This window comes from Planococcus wigleyi (genome assembly GCF_014836985.1).
Lineage (GTDB): Bacteria > Bacillota > Bacilli > Bacillales_A > Planococcaceae > Planococcus > Planococcus notacanthi.
In genome coordinates this window covers 38,717-59,151 of sequence record NZ_JACSPU010000002.1, presented here as the reverse complement: position 1 = coordinate 59,151, position 20,435 = coordinate 38,717, and the positions used below count along the sequence as shown (strand labels likewise).

The 20,435-nt window shown below is 45.1% G+C and carries 19 protein-coding genes; 5 read left to right on the top strand and 14 right to left on the bottom strand.

All coding sequences use genetic code 11. The annotated features are described in order from the left end of the window. Window positions 1-172: 172 nt before the first annotated feature. The 5 genes from H9630_RS05795 to H9630_RS05775 all read right to left on the bottom strand — a co-directional run bounded on the left by H9630_RS05795 (window position 173) and on the right by H9630_RS05775 (window position 5,880). Complete coding sequence (locus tag H9630_RS05795; protein ID WP_191714569.1) at window positions 173-1,231, bottom strand: Gfo/Idh/MocA family protein; 1,059 nt, start codon at window positions 1,229-1,231, stop codon at window positions 173-175. 11 nt (window positions 1,232-1,242) lie between these two features. Continuing rightward, window positions 1,243-2,217, bottom strand: a complete 975-nt coding sequence (locus H9630_RS05790) for an ABC transporter permease (protein WP_225218411.1) — start codon at window positions 2,215-2,217, stop codon at window positions 1,243-1,245. Continuing rightward, window positions 2,210-3,724, bottom strand: a complete 1,515-nt coding sequence (locus H9630_RS05785; RefSeq protein ID WP_191714568.1) for a sugar ABC transporter ATP-binding protein — start codon at window positions 3,722-3,724, stop codon at window positions 2,210-2,212. Before H9630_RS05785 ends, H9630_RS05790 begins: the two co-directional genes overlap by 8 nt. 64 nt (window positions 3,725-3,788) lie before the next feature. Then, a complete protein-coding gene (locus H9630_RS05780) occupies window positions 3,789-4,772 on the bottom strand; it encodes a substrate-binding domain-containing protein (protein ID WP_191714567.1) in 984 nt (327 codons plus the stop codon). A gap of 118 nt (window positions 4,773-4,890) precedes the next feature. Continuing rightward, on the bottom strand, window positions 4,891-5,880 hold the full coding sequence (locus H9630_RS05775; RefSeq protein WP_191714566.1) for a LacI family DNA-binding transcriptional regulator: 990 nt from the start codon (window positions 5,878-5,880) through the stop codon (window positions 4,891-4,893). Window positions 5,881-6,080: 200 nt separating this feature from the next. Between H9630_RS05775 and H9630_RS05770 the strand changes: the two genes are divergently transcribed. Beyond that, window positions 6,081-7,049 (top strand): sugar phosphate isomerase/epimerase family protein, encoded by a 969-nt coding sequence (locus H9630_RS05770; RefSeq protein ID WP_191714565.1) that lies wholly within the window; start codon window positions 6,081-6,083, stop codon window positions 7,047-7,049. 104 nt (window positions 7,050-7,153) lie between these two features. On the opposite strand, the gene H9630_RS05765 is transcribed toward H9630_RS05770, so the two are convergent. Further along, on the bottom strand, window positions 7,154-8,347 hold the full coding sequence (locus H9630_RS05765) for a DUF4317 domain-containing protein (RefSeq protein WP_191714564.1): 1,194 nt from the start codon (window positions 8,345-8,347) through the stop codon (window positions 7,154-7,156). A gap of 499 nt (window positions 8,348-8,846) precedes the next feature. Here H9630_RS05765 and ahpC point away from each other — a divergent pair, with 499 nt between their 5' ends. Further along, window positions 8,847-9,416 carry an alkyl hydroperoxide reductase subunit C gene (ahpC, locus tag H9630_RS05760; RefSeq protein ID WP_191714563.1) on the top strand — a complete coding sequence of 190 codons (570 nt, stop codon included), beginning with the start codon at window positions 8,847-8,849 and terminating at the stop codon, window positions 9,414-9,416. A 12-nt stretch (window positions 9,417-9,428) separates the two neighbouring features. Continuing rightward, window positions 9,429-10,976, top strand: coding sequence for an alkyl hydroperoxide reductase subunit F (gene ahpF / locus H9630_RS05755; RefSeq protein ID WP_191714562.1), 1,548 nt, complete (start codon window positions 9,429-9,431; stop codon window positions 10,974-10,976). A 95-nt stretch (window positions 10,977-11,071) separates the two neighbouring features. On the opposite strand, the gene H9630_RS05750 is transcribed toward ahpF, so the two are convergent. The 3 genes from H9630_RS05750 to H9630_RS05740 all read right to left on the bottom strand — a co-directional run bounded on the left by H9630_RS05750 (window position 11,072) and on the right by H9630_RS05740 (window position 12,815). Then, window positions 11,072-11,554, bottom strand: coding sequence for a nucleoside deaminase (locus tag H9630_RS05750; protein ID WP_191714561.1), 483 nt, complete (start codon window positions 11,552-11,554; stop codon window positions 11,072-11,074). Between the two features lie 87 nt (window positions 11,555-11,641). Then, on the bottom strand, window positions 11,642-12,259 hold the full coding sequence (locus H9630_RS05745; RefSeq protein WP_191714560.1) for an NAD(P)-dependent oxidoreductase: 618 nt from the start codon (window positions 12,257-12,259) through the stop codon (window positions 11,642-11,644). Window positions 12,260-12,443: 184 nt separating this feature from the next. After that, on the bottom strand, window positions 12,444-12,815 hold the full coding sequence (locus H9630_RS05740; RefSeq protein ID WP_191714559.1) for a winged helix-turn-helix transcriptional regulator: 372 nt from the start codon (window positions 12,813-12,815) through the stop codon (window positions 12,444-12,446). Window positions 12,816-13,031: 216 nt separating this feature from the next. Between H9630_RS05740 and fdhA the strand changes: the two genes are divergently transcribed. Beyond that, window positions 13,032-14,249 (top strand): formaldehyde dehydrogenase, glutathione-independent, encoded by a 1,218-nt coding sequence (fdhA, locus tag H9630_RS05735; RefSeq protein ID WP_191714558.1) that lies wholly within the window; start codon window positions 13,032-13,034, stop codon window positions 14,247-14,249. Between the two features lie 45 nt (window positions 14,250-14,294). Then, the gene (locus H9630_RS05730; RefSeq protein WP_191714557.1) at window positions 14,295-14,705 is read left to right on the top strand and encodes a GlcG/HbpS family heme-binding protein; all 411 of its coding nucleotides are present in this window, start codon (window positions 14,295-14,297) and stop codon (window positions 14,703-14,705) included. A 362-nt stretch (window positions 14,706-15,067) separates the two neighbouring features. Here the strand turns inward: H9630_RS05730 and H9630_RS05725 are convergent, their stop codons facing one another. The 5 genes from H9630_RS05725 to H9630_RS05705 form a co-directional block, all read right to left on the bottom strand. After that, window positions 15,068-16,576: a DUF1846 domain-containing protein gene (locus H9630_RS05725; protein ID WP_191714556.1), complete on the bottom strand. Its 1,509-nt coding sequence runs from the start codon at window positions 16,574-16,576 to the stop codon at window positions 15,068-15,070. A gap of 333 nt (window positions 16,577-16,909) precedes the next feature. Then, entirely contained in the window at window positions 16,910-17,389 is a 480-nt protein-coding gene (gene rlmH, locus H9630_RS05720) for a 23S rRNA (pseudouridine(1915)-N(3))-methyltransferase RlmH (protein ID WP_191714555.1), read from the bottom strand. 89 nt (window positions 17,390-17,478) lie between these two features. Beyond that, window positions 17,479-17,643, bottom strand: coding sequence for a CxxH/CxxC protein (locus H9630_RS05715; protein WP_191714554.1), 165 nt, complete (start codon window positions 17,641-17,643; stop codon window positions 17,479-17,481). Between the two features lie 409 nt (window positions 17,644-18,052). After that, entirely contained in the window at window positions 18,053-19,255 is a 1,203-nt protein-coding gene (locus tag H9630_RS05710) for a S1C family serine protease (protein ID WP_191714553.1), read from the bottom strand. A 390-nt stretch (window positions 19,256-19,645) separates the two neighbouring features. After that, a complete protein-coding gene (locus tag H9630_RS05705; RefSeq protein WP_191714552.1) occupies window positions 19,646-20,434 on the bottom strand; it encodes an MBL fold metallo-hydrolase in 789 nt (262 codons plus the stop codon). Window position 20,435: the final 1 nt, after the last annotated feature.

The following is a 20,435-nucleotide window of genomic DNA, read 5'->3' as shown; positions in this document are numbered from 1 at the left end:
TTGTTTGGTCTTACTAGTACTGAAAAAAGCTTATTCACATTAGACTACAGTTAAAACCTACTTGTCAACTAGGTTTTAAAACCAATTATTTTTAATTCTCTACATTCACTGAACAGATGACTCTTCATCCAAACGATTATTGCGTCCAGAAGCATTCAAAAAGAGTCTCTCCTTATCGATGAAGGAGAGACTCTTTTTCGATGGTGACCACTTGTTTTGTATCAGCCGCTTCCATGATGCCTAACATCACTTTCAGCGATTTGAGTGCATCTTCACCCGTAACAATCGGTTCCTGGTCGAGGCGGATGGCGTCGATAAAAGCATCGATGACGCCGCTGGGTGTCTGGTTATCGTTAGTTTGGATGGCTTCCAGCTCGTAATTTACTTTTTCACCGGATTGCATGATGATTTCAAGCTGGTACTGTTCGTTATGATAAATTTTCATGATGCCTTTCTCGCAGTAGACAACGGTGCTGTTGTCTTCTTCTCCATAATAGGTCCAGGAAAAGGCTGCGTTTCCGAGACGCCCTTTTCGGGTTGCCAGGCTGCATACCAGATTGTCGCATACTTCTATCGGCTCCTCGTTTTCATCCACTTTATGCAACGCTCCTTGAAATGCGCTCACTTGAACAATTTCATCATCGAGCAAATAATGCAGCAAGTCGATTTTGTGGATGCCAAGGTCTCCGCCTACGCCAAATCCGGACCGCTCCTTTTTGAAAAACCAGGTGGACTTGGTCTTATTGATGCCCCAGGCTTCCGGCCCTGCATGTCCGAATGCTGTACGGAACGTCAGCACCTTTCCAAGTTCCCCGCCGGCAAGGATTTCCCTCGCTTTCTGGTGGGCGCGTGTAAAGCGCTGGTTATGGTCAACCATCAGCTTTTTCCCGGATTTTTTTTGGGCCGCCAAAATTTCTTTCGCGTATTCCACCGTCAACGAAATCGGTTTTTCACACAGGACATGCTTGCCGCTCAGAAGCGCCCGTGTAGAAAATAGATGATGATGCTCATTTGAGGAACAATCGCTGATTGCCACGATGTCAGGATCAGCAAACAGCTCATCCACGCTCTTTACGAGCGTTCCCCCAAACAGTTCCACCATCGCTTCTGACCGGTCGAGGTTCCGGTCATAAAAAACGATTTCATCGACATAGGGATTTGCTGTATATTCCGGTGCATGGCGCATTTTCGTTATGGACCCGCATCCGATAATGCCTACCTTGATGCCCATCCCATCTCCTCCTATTCTCTTTTTTGAAATACCACTGCAATAATGATGATCAATCCTTTAACGAATCCCTGAAGGTGAGGAGAAACATTCATCAGATTCATCATGTTGTTCAAGATTCCCAATATCAAGATGCCAAAAATCGTTCCGATTATTTTTCCGCGTCCACCGGTCATGCGCGTGCCCCCGATGATAACGGCTGCAATGGCGTCAAGTTCGTATTGCGCACCTGAACTTGAGGAAGATATCGAATTCAGCCGTGACGTTTCAATGACAGCCGCAATTCCGACCAAGGTTCCAATCAGCGTATAGACCCCAATTTTAATGCGGTCTACTCGGATCGCCGACAGCATGGCCGCTTTTTCGTTTGATCCCAGGGCATAGACGTACCTGCCGAATCGGGTTTTGTGCATCAATACATAAATCAGCACAGCCATTACGAAGAAAATGATGACAGGAAAATCAAAAATCCAAAAATCACTGTTGGCGATAGCGGTAAATCCACTGACTTCACCCGACACACTGCCGCCTTCCGCGATATAAAGCGCGATGGAACGTGCCCCTGCCATCATTCCGAGCGTAGCGATAAATGAGGCGATTCTTCCTTTCGCGACCATCAGGCCATTCAGGAACCCGGCAAACGAACCGACCAAAAGCGCTGTCAAAACGCCGATCCAAATACTGCCGGAGGCATTCAATGCCAGCACTGACACCACACCAGCGAGCGCCAGAACGGAACCGACCGACAAATCGATGCCACCTGACAGCATGACGACGGTCATGCCAAGTGCGATAATCCCGATAATCGAAACTTGCATCAGGATATTAAGTTGATTGTTCATATCAAGAAATCGCGGGTTCATCGCAGAAGCGCCGATATAAATGATGACAAATGCGATAATGACGCTGTATTCCGACCAAAGCCAGGACATCCGGCTTTTCATGCTTGGAGATTCCCTGCTGTATTGTTTTGCGTCTATATTAGCCAATTTTCTCTCCCTCCCTTTTTGCTCCTGTGGCATAATGCATGATTTCCTCTTCGCTTGCCTCTTCGCCTGTGAAGCGCGCAGTGATTTCGCCGTGGTACATGACGTTGATGTCGTGGCAAATCCGCATCACTTCCGGGGCTTCGGATGACAGGATAATGATGGCTTTGCCAAACTCCGCAAGCATCAGAATCTGCTGGTAAATCTCCTGTTTGGCCCCCACATCGATTCCTTGTGTCGGGTTATCGAAAATCAGGATATCCGTCTCCGCTTCCAGCCATTTGGCGATGATGACTTTCTGCTGATTTCCGCCGCTTAACTTATCGATGGTGATTCGCGGATTGTGCACTTTGATATTCAAGGCTTCTTTGTAGGTCTGGAACTTCTGCTGTTCCTTTTTGCCCTGTATAAAACCCAACCGCTCAAAATTCCCCATCGATGACAAGCTCATATTATGGATGACGCTTAAATCTTTGATGATCGCATTTTCTTTCCGGTCTTTCGGCACATAGCCCATTCCCGCTTGCAGCGCTTTTCGGGGATGATTAATCTTCACGGGTTTGCCTTTCACTTTCACGATGCCTGAGTATTTCTTCCGGTAACCAAACAAACTTTCAAAAAGTTCCGTTCTGCCATCGCCCGCAAGACCCGTAAAGCCCACTATCTGTCCTTGGCGGACGGAGAAATTAATATCTTTAAATAAGCCGGCGCTCGTCAATCCTTCTACTTCCAGCGCCACTTCACCAAACTCATGCCCATGCACATACCGTTCCTGGGAAATGGATTTGCCCACCATCAGCTTGGTGATCACTTCCAGATTCTCATTTTCCATGACATCGGTCTTCACCAACTGGCCGTCCCGCAAAACCGTATAGCGATCACATACTTCCTGGATTTCCTTCAACTTATGGGAAATATAGATGATGGAAACGCCGGACTTTTTCAAGTTCTTCATGAGAACAAAAAGTCGGCTTACTTCGTGCTCTGCAAGCGACGTCGTCGGTTCATCCATGATGATCAATTGCGACTTGTGCAGCAGCGCTTTTGAAATCTCGATCAATTGCTTATAGGAAGTCGCAAGGTTGCGGACATACTCTTTCGGGTTGATGGTAACGCCAAGTTCCGCTAAAATTTCGCGGGTTTGGCGGCACATTTCTTCCACGTTCAAAAATCCGATTTTATTGCGAATTTCTGAACCTAGAAACATGTTTTCATAAACCCTCAAATCACCGACCATGTTCAGCTCCTGATGAATAAAGCTGATGCCCTGTGCCTGTGAAACATGCGGATCCGCCATTTTAACTTCCTCGCCATTGATGAAGATCTGTCCGTTGTCTGGTTGATGGACACCGCCTAAAATATTCATCAACGTCGATTTTCCCGCTCCGTTTTCACCAAGCAATGCATGAATTTCACCTTTTTCCACTTCCAGTGTTACTTTCTTCAAGACCGGTACGCCATTAAATGATTTTTCGATGGTGTTCATTGCCACAAAAGGATGTGAAGCCATGCCTTTACCCCCTTATAGGAAAACAGGAAATGCAATGGCTCCATTGCATTTCCCGGCAATTCGTCTAGAATTTCGATTCAGGATCGTAATACTCATCGACATTTTCTTTTGTTACCTGCGTTGCTTCTTTTACAACCATCGCTTCAGCCGGTTCTTCGCCTTTGGCAATGTCTCCCGCAATTTTCACTGCATCTTCCACCATAGTCGGCGAGTAAAGGAACGTAGCTTTCATAAGCCCATCGTTTTGGATATCTTCAAAAACGCCTTTTGCTCCGCCGGCACCTGTAACAAATTGGATATCCGTACGGCCGGCTTCTTTAATGGCCTGCAGTACGCCTAATGCCATCCCATCATCTTGCGTGAAGACGGCATCAATTTCAGGGTTTGCCTGCAAAATATTCTGCATGACTTCCAATGATTTTTCAGTCGAGAAGTCTCCGCTTTGTGATGCAATAATTTCCATTCCTGATTCACTCGCAACTGCTTCTTTAAACCCAGATCCCCGCTGTTCCGTCACAGAACTTGGAGGGCCAGTGATTTCAACGATTTTCCCTTCGCCATTCAATTGTTCAACGAAGTATTTTCCTGCATTGACACCAATTCCTTCATTGTCTCCTTTAACCACCACCGTTGCCGCATCATTTTCAAGTTCCCGGTCAACAATGACCAACGGGATGCCCGCATCTTTGATTTTTTGTCCGACCGGACTCAAAGCCGCGGATTCAATCGGCAGCATGACAATAACGTCTACTTCTTGTGCAATCAGATCATCCACGTCGTTTGCCTGCGTATTCGGATCTTCCGCATTGGTCATGACATAATCAATGCCTTCACTTTCTTTTAACGCCTTCGCCTGCTTTTCAGCACTGTCAATTAAAGCGCCCATCCAGCCATGCGTTGCCGAAGGAAGAGAGATCCCAATCGTCAATTGCTCGTCGCCGCTTGCTTCTTCATCCGTAGAACCGGAGCCGCCGCTTTCTGAACTGCCGCATGCCGCCAAACCGAAAATTGTGATAAAAGACAATAAAATGATCCACAATTTCTTCACTTTATTCACCCCTTTATATTTTTGAAAACCCGTTTCTTAACCTGAATGCTTACGTATCAGCTAAGCCCAGCGCTCCATCATCAAGCTTTTTAATAACAGAGCGCTGGCCTCAGCCTCCTTATCCGGTTGTCGATTCCCTGATGACCAGTTCGTGGCCCAAAACGATGCTGTCCACTGTTTTCCCTTGTATCTTTTCAATCAGCATCCTTGCCGCTACCGTTCCCATCTTGTACATCGGTTGGGCAACCGTTGTCAGTGCCGGGTTCGTCATATTGGAAAAATCAATCTTATCAAAACCGACTACGGCCACATCCTCCGGTACGTGGAGTCCTGCTGCATTAATCTCTTTTAATGCACCGATTGCCAATAAATCCGATACCGCAAAAACAGCTGTCGGCCGGTCCTGCAACTGAAGAATTTTTTTCATCGTTTGTTGGCCTTGTTCGAAGCCCAATTCCTGTGTATAGAAGATATACTCTCCGTCCAACGGAATGCCATGTTCCTGAAGTGCCCGCTCGTATCCCATCCGCCGTTCGCGTGCATAGAGGAATTTCTCGTCGGAATTCATCAAGGCGATTTTTCTGTGTCCAATCTGGATCAGGTGCTTTACCGCATGGTAAGAAGCTTCTTCGCTGTCGATGGTGACATAAGGAATTCCGATGCCTCCCCCGTATTCGCTGCATTGGATAATGGCATAGTTTTCAGCCAGTTCTTTCAATGTCTCCACATTTACCGCCGGATCCATCGAAATGATGCCATCTGCCATCTTTTTCCGAACCAAATCAAAATAAATCTCTTCTTTTTCCGGCTTCGAATCCGTTTCGCACAGCAAAATGCTGTAATTCTGGCTGAGTGCCATATTTTCAATTCCTTTGATGACTTCAAAATAGAACGGATTGGAAATCGAGGGAATCAGGATCAACACAATGCGGCTTTCGGAATTCCGCAGGTTCCGGCCGAGCATGCTCGGTTCATAATTTAAGTATTGGATCGCCTCCTCTACCTTTAGTTTTGTTTTTGTGCTTACTTTGTCTTTACCGTTGAGTACCCGAGAGACTGTTGCAACTGAAACGCCTGCCTGCTTAGCCACTTGCTGGATGTTTGCCATATACGTTCCTTCTTTCTAACCCCAAGCTCTTGTTCCGAAATGTAATCGATTACATTTTCATCTTAATTTATTCAGAATTATCTGTCAATAAGTATTTTTTTACTTTGAAATAGATTGATTTAAGCGTATTATTTCTATATGTTAGTAATGTAATGGTTTACATGACAGTATATTCAGAAATATTAAGAGGAGGGATTCTATTGAAGTTAGGAGTCTTTACCGTATTATTTTCCGATAGAAACTTTGAAGATATGTTGGCTTACGTCTCTTCAAAAGGCATCGAGGCAATTGAACTGGCTACTGGCGGCTTCCCGGGAGATGCCCATTGCAAATTGGACGAACTGCTTGAAGATGAAGCAAAACAGAAAGCTTTCAAGCAAAAGATTGAAGATGCCGGTCTGATGATCAGCGCGCTCAGTTGCCACAACAACCCGCTCCATCCGCAACAGCAAATTGCCGGTCCTGCAGACGAATTGCTCATCAAGACCTTGCAGCTGGCTTCGAAACTCGAAGTTCCAGTCGTCAACACGTTTTCCGGCTGTCCCGGCGACCACGAAAACGCGCTTTATCCCAATTGGCCAGTTGCCGCCTGGCCAAACGATTTCCAGGAAATCCTGAAATGGCAATGGCAAGAAAAACTGATTCCTTATTGGAAAGAAAAGAACCAGCTCGCCGAATCGCTCAATGTGAAAATCGGCCTTGAACTGCACGGCGGATTTTCCGTCCACACCCCCGCGACCATGCTGCGGCTGCGGGAAGCATGCGGTCCGGCTATCGGCGCCAATCTGGACCCGAGCCATATGTGGTGGCAAGGCATCGATCCGGTGGAAGCCATCAAAATTCTCGGACGCGAAAACGCCATCCATCATTTCCATGCCAAAGACACCGCCATCGACCAACAAAACACAAACCGAAACGGCCTGACGGACATGACCGACTATTCTCAGATGAAAGACCGCGCCTGGTATTTCCGTACCGTGGGATTCGGCCACGACCAAAAGACCTGGGCTGACATCATCAGTACTTTGCGCCTTTACGGCTACGATTATGTCGTCAGCATCGAACACGAAGACGGGCTGATGTCGATCGATGAAGGATTTACGAAAGCTGTGGAAAATCTGAAACCTGTACTGGTGAAAGAGTCTGTTGGCGAGATGTGGTGGACGTGAGTGTGGATCATTAGTAAAAAAAAACCTCATTCAGCTCTCTGTAACAGGGCTGAATGAGGTTTATTGATTGTTTTCTTTAACTGGATGGACACAGATTTTCTCTCCTACTCCAGCTCTTCTTCCGCAAGCAGCTTGAACCCTTCGATCATCGTGTCTTCTTCCACTTCAATCAGAATACAGCGTTTGCCGTTGTAATTGACTTCTTTGACGTATCGTAAGTCTTGAGGGCTGATTGCGATATTTGCGACTTTCGTGTTGATTTTGATGGACTTGGACGCATAACTTGGAACGATATGGCTTGCTTTCATTTCGTAGGTTTTGTCTTGAACCACTTGCTGAAAAGCCCGTTCCACTTTTTCGGGGCTGACTTCTTTGACGCCGCTCGCTTTCAGCACACGTGTAATTTCTGTTGTATCCAGAACCGGCGCGCTTTCTTCATCATCTTCACTTTCTTCTGCTACGACGAGCATCTGATTGATTTCATCGTAAACACCGGCAAGTGTTCTTGAGTTCACTTCTTCTCCAATGACAGCTTTCACAATTTCTTCAAAGACCGCTTTCTCTTCCTCAGCTGTAACAATTTCGTCGCCATTCAAGACGTTCTCGATAAACTGGAAATCCGGTTTATTCGCTTTGCCTGCTGCGTACAAGATGTGATGGATATCAGCGGCATTGTCCGTGAAGCTTGGGAACAGGAATCCGCCGATCGGCGAGCTCAGCTTGATGACCGGATCGACCAGTACATTCGCTTTATACTCTTTCTCGACAAAATCAAAGACCAATGAGCTTTTCGGCAGTTCCGTCTGGTTCATGCTGCAAAGGATAAACGATGTCGTATACACTTCGTCCCGCATATCGATTTCCGTCTCATCGGGCTGGCGTCTTGTCGTCTTATGATAATTCCCGCGGATGAACGTGACCACCATGTCTTTTTCGTATGGCCGTTCTTCCACCATCTTCAAGGCGATGCGCTGCATATTCGCTTTCCATTCAGCAACCTCACTTGCCTCCAGCCCTTCATACAAAAGCTTTTGCGTATGATCCGCTTGCCCTTCTTCCTGAGGCTGGAATTTCACTTCAAACATCTTCGCATCCAGTTTGCCGCCCAAGACTTTTTTAAAGTTCTCAAGGAACAATTCCTGCTGATCGCGGTCCAACATGGCAAAAGAACGGCTTTCCTCGTGGAAGATTTCCGTGCTTTCCTGCTGGATGTAGATATTATAAATTTCCGCGATCTTCAGTAGATCGGTATCCAGTTTAAATCGCTTGCGAATATCTGCTATATCTTTTTTATTCATTTTCAAGTCCAACTCCCTGGCTAATAAAATCCGTGTGATGCATAAAAAGACATCCAAGGTTTTTGTGCAGCTTTTACCACCTCTTCATTATAACAATATTTAAGATGAAGAAAGGATGACAGTCAATTCAGGTTTGACTGTCATCCTGCAATAAGCGAAACAAACTATTTCTCCATACTCGAATGCAAATTAATAAATAAGAATCAATAGTATTCTGAAATATATATATTTTCTAAATTCACCAGATTTTAAAGTTGAATTTGGTTTTCTGGAAGTGTTGGATTTTTACTTTAAGTTCCTTTTTTTACCGTATTTAAAGGAAAAACTCAAAATAAAGGGTTACCTTTGACAAAGAATTTATTTCATATACCATTAATAGTAGGATTAGAATAATTATAGTTAAATAATCATATTAATCGAGTAGATAACTTCGGTTGGTATTTTTTATGAAGTCATTAACTATGATCATTCTAAAGATAATACTTAGGAGGAATTTTATATGTCTTTGATCGGAAAAGAAATCCAACCATTTGCCACTTCAGCTTACAATGCCGGAAGCGGAGAATTTATCGACATTACTGAAGAAAACATGAAAGGGAAATGGAGTGTGGTTTGCTTCTACCCGGCAGACTTTACTTTCGTTTGCCCTACGGAACTTGAGGATCTTCAAAAGCAATACGCTACGCTAAAAAGTTTAGGTGTTGAAGTATATTCAGTTTCAACGGATACTCACTTCACCCATAAAGCATGGCATGATCATTCAGATGCGATCAGCACAATCGAATACATCATGATCGGTGACCCTTCTCAACGAATTTCCCGCAGCTTTGATGTACTGGACGAAGAAGCAGGTCTGGCACAACGCGGTACATTCATCCTTGATCCAGAAGGTGTTGTGCAAGCAGCAGAAATCAATGCGGACGGCATTGGCCGTGATGCAAGTACGCTTGTCGGCAAAATCAAAGCCGCACAATATGTGCGCAACAACCCAGGAGAAGTTTGTCCTGCAAAATGGGAAGAAGGCAGCGCAACACTTAAGCCAAGCCTTGACCTTGTAGGTAAAATTTAAGGAGTTCTGATAATGATACTAGATGCAGAAATAAAAGCTCAATTAGAACAATATCTTCAATTATTGGAAGGCGATGTGCTGTTGAAAGTCAGCGCAGGCTCTGACAACGTCTCCCGTGATATGTTGGCATTGGTGGATGAATTGTCTTCGATGTCTGCCAAGATTAAAGTCGAACACACGCAGTTGGAAAGAACACCGAGTTTTAGCGTAAACCGGATCGGAGAAGAAACCGGCATCACGTTTGCGGGCATTCCCCTTGGCCATGAATTTACTTCATTGGTCCTTGCTTTATTGCAAGTAAGCGGCCGTGCGCCAAAAGTCGATCAGAAACTGATTGACCAAATCAAAAAAATTGAAGGCACTTACCATTTCGACTCCTACATCAGTTTAAGTTGCCAGAACTGTCCTGAAGTTGTCCAAAGCTTGAACTTAATGAGTGTGCTTAACCCCAACATCTCACATACGATGATTGACGGAGGCGCATTCAAAGAAGAAGTTGAGAGCAAAGACATCATGGCAGTCCCAACTGTCTTCTTAAATGGAGAATCGTTCTCCAGCGGGCGGATGTCATTGGAAGAGTTGCTAGCTAAATTAGGCAGTGCCCCGGATGCGTCCGAATTTGCGGATAAAGAGCCTTACGAAGTTCTTGTTGTCGGCGGCGGACCAGCGGGTGCAAGTGCAGCCATCTATGCTGCACGCAAAGGCATTCGTACGGGCATTGTTGCCGAACGTTTTGGCGGACAAGTGCTGGATACACTCAGCATCGAAAACTTCATTAGCGTCAAGCATACTGAAGGGCCGAAGTTTGCCGCGAGCCTTGAAGAACACGTGAAAGAGTACAACATCGATGTGATGAACCTGCAGCGTGCCAAGCGTTTAGAAAAGAAAGAGTTCATCGAAATCGAACTTGAAAACGGGGCTGTCCTAAAAGGCAAAACCGTCATTCTTTCAACAGGTGCCCGTTGGCGCAATGTCGGGGTGCCAGGCGAAGCTGAATTCAAGAATAAAGGGGTAGCTTACTGCCCACATTGTGATGGCCCGTTATTCGCAGGCAAAGACGTAGCCGTAATTGGCGGCGGCAACTCCGGCGTCGAAGCAGCGATCGACCTTGCGGGCATTGTAAACCATGTAACTGTTCTTGAATACAATGCAGAGCTGAAAGCAGATTCAGTCCTTCAGGACCGCCTGCGCAGCCTGCCGAATGCAACAGTCATCACGCATGCACGAACGCAGGAAATCACCGGGACCGATAAAGTGAACGGCATTTCTTATATAGACCTTCAAACAGGGGCTGAAAAACACATTGAATTATCGGGCGTATTTGTCCAAATCGGTCTGGTTCCAAATACAGACTGGTTAGGCGACGTAGTGGAACGCACGAAGTACGGTGAGATCATCATCGACCAACGCGGGGCTACGAACGTACCGGGTGTGTTTGCGGCGGGAGACTGCACAAACATTCCATACAAACAAATCATCATTTCAATGGGATCGGGTGCGACAGCATCGTTGAGTGCTTTCGACCACCTCATCAGAAGTGAAGTACCCGTTTTAGTATAAGAAAAGCTCAAAAAAAACAGGACTGTGGAAGAGATTCAATCTCTTGCCACAGTCCTGTTTTTTTTGTCGGTATGTGCTTATTTTCCAATGGAGGCTTACTGTTTCGCTCTATGCAGCCGGCCATGGAGCTCGTGCATGTGCTCCGCCAGCTCAGGAACAGGCCCGTCTACCACTGTGTCTTTGATTACTTCTTGAATGGACAGATTCCGCACACGCGACGGAGCAGCGCCCAGTTCGATTAACCACCCCGCCAATTGCTCGGAAGAACTCGCATAAACGATTCTGCCCAAACCGGCCCAGCCATGAGCCGCAGCACACATCGGACAATGTTCCCCTGACGTATAGACCGTCGCTTCGCTTCTTTCTTCCGGTGCCATATGATTGGCTGCCCAGCGCGCAATCGCAAACTCGGGATGTTGTGTATGATCGCCGCCAGCTACGTGGTTATGGTCTTCGAATAGCACCTCTCCAGCAGCCGAAACAAGGACAGAACCAAACGGCTCATCGCCCTTTTCTAATGCGGTTTCCGCCAATTCCACACATCGGCGCAAATGTTTTAAATCGGTTTCGCTGATCATTTCCGACTCCTCCTCCGTATGCTTTCCATTCCAGCTATCCTTCAGGACTTGCTGAACGTCTTGGTCCCGCTTGAGTTGTTATACGATTTAATTGGCAATTCCAATCGATGCATTTTCATATTTATTGTCCTTTAATGCTTTTAAGATGAAGTGGGCAACGTCTGCCCGTGAGATGGACTTTGATTTTTCAGGTACACCCTCTGCCGCTTCTCTGTAGTTTCCCGAAAACGGTCCATTGGTTAACCCCATCGGCCGGACAATTGTATAGGTTAGTCCATGTGCTTTAATAGAATCAGTTGCAGCCCGGTGATCTGTCAGCGCATTCTTGAGCATGCCCATCATCAATTTCCCGCTTATGCCCGGCAATTCGTTATAAATCCCTGCAGAGGCCGTATAAACAATCCGTTTCACGCCATGCTCCTGCATGCCTGTTACGATATGTTTAACCATCTCTCGGAGTTCTGTTGATTTTTTCATGCCCTGGCTCGAACCTAAGCACGATACGACCGCACCATGGCCGGCAATTGCTGCGGAGACTTCCGCTTGGTTGAAGGCATCGCCTTTAACCACGGTTAACTGATCATGTGCAACTTCCAGCTTTGCCGGTGTCCGAACGAACGCTGTAACCTCGAAGCCATTTTCCACGGCCTGCTTCACGACTTCCTTCCCTACACCGCCAGTAGCACCGAAAACAAGTATTTTCATAACAGTTCACCTTTCTTTCTCAATCATTAGTTAGTATGGTTGCTTCTTCTACATCTAAAAGTATAGCAATAAATTTCATTTGTTTACGATATATGCTCCGGCGCTGAGAAATCCCTAAAGATATGGAGCAAAACAGCGAAGACGCCTTAGGAAAAACGAAAAAGGATTCCCCACGAAGGAATCCTCACACATTTTTTGCAACAGGAAAGTGTTTGATGTTTTTCTTCCCCCACTCATCCATCATTAAAACGATTGGAATGAGGCTTTCTCCCAAAGCCGTTAACGAATATTCTACCTTAGACGGAACCTCAGCAAAGACTTTCCGATGGACAATCCCATCTTCCTCTAATTCTCTAATTTGAGTAGTCAGTACCTTGTGTGAAATTTTGGGAAGCAATCGTGTAATTTCACTAAAGCGCAACACACCCTCTGTTCCCAAATAGTAAATAATGATGATTTTCCATTTACCGCTGATAATCGATAAGGTCAGTTCTTTTTCGCAATTAAATTCACCGCTCTCAATTTCCCTTTTTATTTCTGACCGCAAATCTTCCATCAGACTGCCCCTTTCTTCCATTTCTTCCTGAAAGTATCCTTTAGGTAACCTTCTCACAAAAAAGTGCGTTCTTCCATTAAAAAGAATTATAATTTAGAATAAATCGAAGATAGAGAATATTTAATATTAATTCTTAAAGTTTTCCCCTTCTATGATGCTGCCCCGGTGTAAAGAGTGAATCTCTATATGTAAAAAATTAGATAGGAGATGACAGAAATGGCAGGAAACAGAGCGGTTGTATACAGAGGTGCTGGAACTGTAGCGGTTGAAGATATTAGCTACCCTGAATTAATCATCAGAGACGGTCCCGGGGTAAATCCGTTGAATGTAGGGCGCAAATGCGAACATGGAGTGGTAGTAAAAGTTGTGACTACGAATATTTGCGGTAGTGACCAACACATGGTGCGTGGCCGGACGACCGCTCCTGAAGGGCTTGTCCTTGGCCATGAAATTACAGGTGAAGTCATTGAAGTCGGCCGTGATGTTGAATTCATAAAAAAAGGCGACCTGGTATCTGTCCCGTTTAATATCGCTTGTGGCCGCTGCCGCAGCTGTAAAGAGCAAGACACACATATTTGCGAGAACGTAAACCCGGATCGTCCTGGGTCTGCTTATGGTTATGTCGACATGGGTGGATGGGTCGGCGGCCAATCGGAATACGTCATGGTCCCTTATGCAGATTTCCAGTTGCTGAAATTTCCGGATAAAGATCAAGCCATGGAAAAAATCCTTGATTTAACGATGCTCTCCGATATCTTCCCGACAGGCTATCACGGCGCTGTGAGTGCAGGTGTAAAACCAGGATCTACGGTTTATGTCGCTGGAGCTGGCCCTGTCGGTTTAGCTGCTGCCCATTCAGCCCAACTGCTGGGTGCCTCTGTCGTTATCGTAGGTGATTTAAACAAGGAGCGCCTTGCACAGGCCCATAGTTTCGGCTGTGAAACTGTAAATCTTCGGGAACATTCAGATCTCGGCGAACAAATCGCTCAAATCCTGGGTGTCCCAGAGGTTGATTGTGCCATTGACTGTGTTGGTTTTGAAGCCAGCGGACATGGAGAAGGTGCAGGTGAAGCTCCAGCTATCGTATTAAACTCCATTATGGAAGTCACTCGTGCAGGCGGACGTCTTGGGATACCGGGGCTCTATGTAACCGGCGATCCAGGCGCGGTCGATGAAGATGCAAAAATCGGAACACTGAAGGTACGCTTAGGGCTTGGTTGGGCAAAAGCACATACTTTTGTAACAGGCCAAACTCCGGTCATGAGATACCATCGTGACTTGATGATGTCGATTTTAAGCGGAAAAGCACAAATTGCCAAAGCGGTAAACGCAACGATCATTACATTAGATCAATCACCAGAGGCATATGCTGAATTTGACCAAGGAGCTTCCAAGAAGTTTGTCATTGATCCCCATGGACATTTCAATAAGTAAATTGCTTTCTTATCTGCTTATGGAAAAACAAGGAGGTTAATTCCTTTGGAAAAAATCACTTTAGAACTGGTAAAAGAAATTATTGCTGGCGCTGAAGAAGAAGCAACTAAAATTGGCGTTGCCATGGTTATTTCCGTTGTGGATGATGGCGGCAACCTAATGGCCATTCACCGGATGGATGATGCGTGGTTGGCGAGTATCGATATTTCCCAAAACAAAGCTTGGACATCCGTAGCCTTGAAAATGCCTACATCGAACCTAGCTGATGCAACGGTTCCTGCAGCTGAACTTTACGGATTAAATACAACCAATAACGGACGCCTTGTCGTTTTTGGCGGGGGAATCCCTCTTATCTTGAATGGCAAAGTAATGGGAGCCATAGGCGTCAGCGGGAGCAGCGTGCCGCATGATGTGCAAGTTGCAGAAGCCGGCGCTAATGTATTCAATAAGCATTAACATTGTAAAGAAATTTCTATATGAAGAAGCGCCAAGAGTATGATCCTGGCGCTTCTTTTTTAGTGCAGGGATAGCGACTTGGCTTATATCTTTCTGCGTTTATTTTAGAAATTCTCCCCTACTTATGATAAGGCTCACCGTATTGTATCTAAACGAGGTTTATTTGATTTATTCTTCTTTAAAACAAAAAGAGCTAAGTCTGATGACTAAGCTCTTTTGCGAGATTGCGTTACTGAATAAGTCTACTAGCTCAGGTGCAGTCTTCTCATTAGAAGACCACCCCTTTTCAGTAAACTCTATAATTGAAAAACACCTGCCTCAGACTTCTAGGTAAGAAGAAAAAGGCAGGTGTTTTCTAAAATCTAATTGTAATATAGGTTCTCAGTTGGATACACCGGATCATTGGTGATGTCGATTCCAAGCTTCTTAAAGGTTTGTTCGTTTTCTCTATTCAATATAACCGTGGAATGAGCTTGGCTGTCTTTTAAATTTGGCAATTGCTTATAAGCCAGCTCAGAAGTAGGATTGGTGACCGCACTGATTGCCAGTGCAATGAGCACTTCATTGGCGCTTAATGTCGGGACGCGGCTATTCAAATCATCGGTTTTCAAACGTTGAATCGTTTGTAAAATCATCGGCGACAACAAATTAATTTCATCGGAAATATTGGTCAATTTCTTCAACCCATTCAGAATCGCGGCTGCTGAAGCATCCATTAAAGTGGTCGTTCGACCGGTGATTATCTCGCCATTCGGCAGTTCTATCGCAATTACGGCTTGCAAATTCGTGCTGTCAATTTGCGCTTGGATTGCTTTTGCATAATTACGGGCCGGCAATACAGGTACCCGATCCTCTTTCTTTAAACCGGTTTCTTCCAAAATTACTTGCATGTGGCGCACACTGTCTTCATCAGCAAGCCCTTTTTTATAGTCGTTCTCTACGATGAAACTGCGGCGAATGATTTCCTGCTTGGCAGCTTCCTGCACAACCATATCGTCAGTGATGCCCGATTTCAGACGATTAACCCCCATATCAGTCGGTGAGCTGTAAACAGACTCTTTACCGGTAATCCTTTCAATAATCCGTTTGATGACAGGGAACGTCTCAATATCGCGATTGTAATTGATCGCAACTTTGCCGTATGCTTCATAATGATAATTGTCAATCATATTTACGTCTTTCAAATCGACGGTAGCCGCTTCATAAGCGATATTTACCGGGTGCTTTAACGGCAAGTTCCAAACCGGAAAAGTCTCGAACTTGGCATAGCCGACTTCATTCCCCAGTTTATTCTCATGGTACATTTGGTTAAGGCAGGTGGCGAGCTTTCCGCTGCCCGGGCCAGGGGCCGTTACTACCACGATCGGCTTTGTCGTTTTGATATAAGGATTTGTCGCAAATCCTTCTTCCCCAAGGACCGCGTCCACGTTTGTCGGATAACCTTCGATTTCACGGTGAATGCAGACGCTAATTCCGCTTCTCTCAAGCTTTGTCATAAATACTTTGACTGTTGGTTGCCCTTGATAACGAGTGATCAAGACACTGTTGACAGAAATGCCATATGCCCGATATTCATCAATTAAGCGCAAGACATCCTGGTCATAAGTGATGCCATAATCTTCACGGACTTTGTTTCGTTCGATGTCTCCAGCGTAGACACAGATGATGATTTCCGCCTTTTCTTTCAGTGTATGCAATAGTTTGATTTTGGCATCTTCATCAAATCCAGGCAAGACACGCTTGGCATGTTTGTCGCCTATCAATTTCCCGCCAAATTCCAAGTAAAGTTTATCGTACTGCTGCACCCGTTCTAGGATGTAAGCTGATTGTTCTTGCAAATATTTCTCCGAATCAAATCCAATTTTTTTCATTAATTTCAGTCCCGCCTTCTATGCTTCAAGCTTTCTCTTAACCCAGTATATAAAAACGCTTTAAGAGAAAATCCCAATAAAAATCCATCCTTAATCATTATAAATTTTTTTTTAAAAAAGTAAATCGGTCCAATTGCTTCATTGAGTGAGTTATCCTAATAAACGCGGTGGCCTTACCAAGGATATTCCACTAAAATAACAGAATTTAAATCAATATTCAGCATATCCAACTGATAAAATCTGTTTCTCTTGGATAGTTTCCATAACTGGATTGTCTTTAGCATTTGGACAATTCATGTATAAGTTAGACTTTATTTATAGGATAAACCTCATTTACTTATGGTAAGGTTCACCCTTCATAATCCGAAAAGCCCGATAAACCTGCTCCACTAAAATCAATTTCATCAACTGATGTGGAAAGGTCATTTTTGAAAACGACAGTTTTTCATCCGCACGCTTTAATACTTCATCATGAAGCCCCAACGATCCTCCGATGACAAAAACGATTTTGCTGCGGCCGTAGGTCATGAGTGATTCGATATCTTTTGCCAGCTGCTCGGAAGTCTTCATTTTGCCGTCGATTGCTAATGCAATAACATATGCGTCCGGTGCAATCTTCGCCAAAATCCGCTCTGCTTCTTTCTTTTTGACGATTTCCATGTCGGCATCACTCAATTGCTCGGGCGCTTTTTCGTCTGCTACTTCTATTTCATTTATCTTTGTATAGCTTCCCAGCCGTTTTGTGTACTCTTCGATGCCCGACTTCAAGTACTTTTCTTTCAGCTTTCCGACACTGATAATTGAGATATTCACAAGTTATCCCCCTTCACATTAAATTTACAAACAAGTTACGCACAGATGTTATACACATATCCACAGGATTTTCTACATCTTGTGCCCAGTTATGCATTTGCCACAAGATACGTTGCAGTCTCTTCACAGTAGTCGCATTTTGTGGATAACTTTTCTTTTTCAGATAGTTCAGTAAGAATCGGGTATGTTTCAGCCTTTGCTACGAACATGTCTAATGCATGCTCTACATGGTTTTTACAGCAGTTAATCTTCATTTTTTTCACCTCTTTCGATTTCCGAATATTCCACACAGTTATACACATTTCATTCTCTTTTATCCACAACCCATTCTAACAGAAGAAAAGAGCTACGGATAGCGAAGCTTTTCTCCTTCTGTGGATTGTTAATAAAAAATTAACACCAAAAAAGTTATCCACATGTCTTTTTCTTATTTCTCGGGAATTGTATCTTGTCATTCATCTAAAAATAAGCGAATTTAAATAGTATTACACGAAAGTTTATTGTTGAAGTTAAAATAGAGAATTCGAGAATGGTATATAAAATCTTTGACAGCGGGTTTGCGGAATATCGACTATATTGCATTATTGCTTCAACTTATAAATCACTCAAACGATTTATCCAACAAAAAAACCTGTATAGAAGTATCTACACAGGTTCTCTGTCCTATAGAGCTGAGTTATCAACAAGTTCCAATTCAAATTCCATCAGTTCGCCGTCGCGGTATGCGCTTACTGTCATGGTATCTCCGATTTTTTTCTCATTATACAGATGTTGGCGCAATTCGATGATGTCTGTGATGGCTACGCCGTCCATCTCTACAATGACGTCAAACTGCTCCATTCCGGCTTTCTCCGCTGCTGATCCTTCCACTACTGAATTGACCACGACACCTTGTGTGATATCTTCAGGAAGATTTAACGTATCTTGACGCTGCGCTTGAGGCACTTGAATCAAATCCATCAGCGTAATGCCCATCGCGGGACGGATCATTTCTCCATTTTCTTCAATCGAATTGATGACTGGCATTGCAGAATTGATGGGAATCGAAAAGCCGATGCCTTCCACGGCAGATGTTGCGATTTTCATGGAGTTAATCCCGATCAATTGGCCTGCCAGATTGATTAAAGCACCGCCGCTGTTTCCTGGATTGATGGCGGCATCTGTCTGAAGAACTTCAGCCTGCCAATCCTCTTGTCCATCACCGTTCAAATCGACTGGAACTGCCCGATCCGTTCCCGAAACCACACCTGTGGTCACTGAACCTGAAAAATCCAGCCCTAGGGGATTACCGATCGCAATGACGGTCTCTCCTTGTTTTAAAACATCTGAATTACCGAATTGGGCAACCGCCTGTACTTTGGCTCCATCCATTTCAAGAACAGCCAAATCCGTCCAGATGTCGCTGCCGACCAACGTAGCTTCCACTTTGGAACCATCTGATAATGTCACTTCGATGCCATTCGCACCGTCAATGACGTGATGATTGGTCACTACATGTGCGATTCCGCCTTCATTTTTATAGATGACGCCTGACCCCGTGCCCACTGCCTGCTCCTGTCCAGGTGATTGCGACCAAAAATCTCCGGCTGCCTGCAGATTCGTCACGCCTACAACCGTATCCGCCGCAATCTCTACTGCCTCTGTGACATCTGTCGTGATGTCCACTGAAACTGCTTCAGAACGTCCTTCGGTTTCCTGTTGGACAATCTGTGTTTCATTGCCACTATCCGGTATCAACCCCGGCATCGAATAAAACAATAACCATACCAATAATGCACCCGCCGCCACTCCTGCAAGCCCGGCAGCAAATGCGCCCAAACGGCTCGGCTTTTGCCTGCCATTCGGTGTTTGATTGTAATAGCCCATTGCCTTCATCCTTTCTTTATCTAGTACCTGTTTACCCCGCTTAGCCGCTCATTAAGACTCCTGAAAGCTGTAATTTATACTTACTTTTACAGTTTAGAAAGTTGAAGCTGACAAAGCAAGTTGAAGCGCCTGTTTTTACATCGCTGAGCTCGCTTAATGGTAAAGAGTTAATTCTTACATCTTGGTTTAACTCTTAAAAATCCTGTTTTCTATACTTAGATGTTTGGAATGCAGTTGCGCGAACTCTTGGCAGATGGTACCGCGACGTCCTGTCGCACCACCTCCTGTAAGCCCGAAAGTGAGCACCGGAACGGAGAGCAGCCAGTTTAAGTTCTGAAAATAAAAAAGCTGTTGAATAGCCAACAAAATGGCGTTTCAACAGCAATAAACTTACACAATGACTAATTTAGTTGGGATGTTGGCATCGGTGTCGAGAAGATTGACGTATTCTCCGACGATGATGCCTTTTGACTGCAGGGTCTGTTCGACGCTCATGCGCGCCAAATCCTTCATGTTGTTGTCTTTGCTCAAATGCGACAAATAGATGCGTGTCGGTTTTTCAGCGAGCACTTCGCTCATTGCCACTGCGGCATCTTCATTGGAAACGTGTCCGACATCACTGAGAATGCGGCGTTTGACAGACCATGGATAACGGCCCATCTGCAGCATGCCGACATCGTGGTTGCTTTCAAACACATAGGCATCCGATGCCTGGATAACGCCTTTCATCCGGTCGCTGACATAACCTGTGTCGGTGATCAATGACAGCTTCCGTCCGCCTGCATGGAAAACATAGAACATCGGATCCGCCGCGTCATGCGACACTGCAAATGATTCGATGTCCAGTGAACCAAAAGTCTTTACGGTATCCATATCGAAATGAAATCGCTGTTCGACTGGAATCGCTCCGACCAATCCATCCATCGCCGTCCAGGTTTTGGCATTGGCATAAATCGGCACCTTGTGCTTGCGTGCCACGATGCCGAGCCCTTTAATATGGTCGCTGTGTTCATGAGTAACCAGGATGCCGTCCAAATCACTCATTTTCTTGCCGATTGCCGCAAACAATTCTTCCATCTTGCGGCCGCTCAATCCGGCATCGACCAAAAAGGAATGTCCTTCGTTTTCTATATAAGTGGCATTGCCGCTTGAGCCGCTGGCTAATACACTGAATTGCATA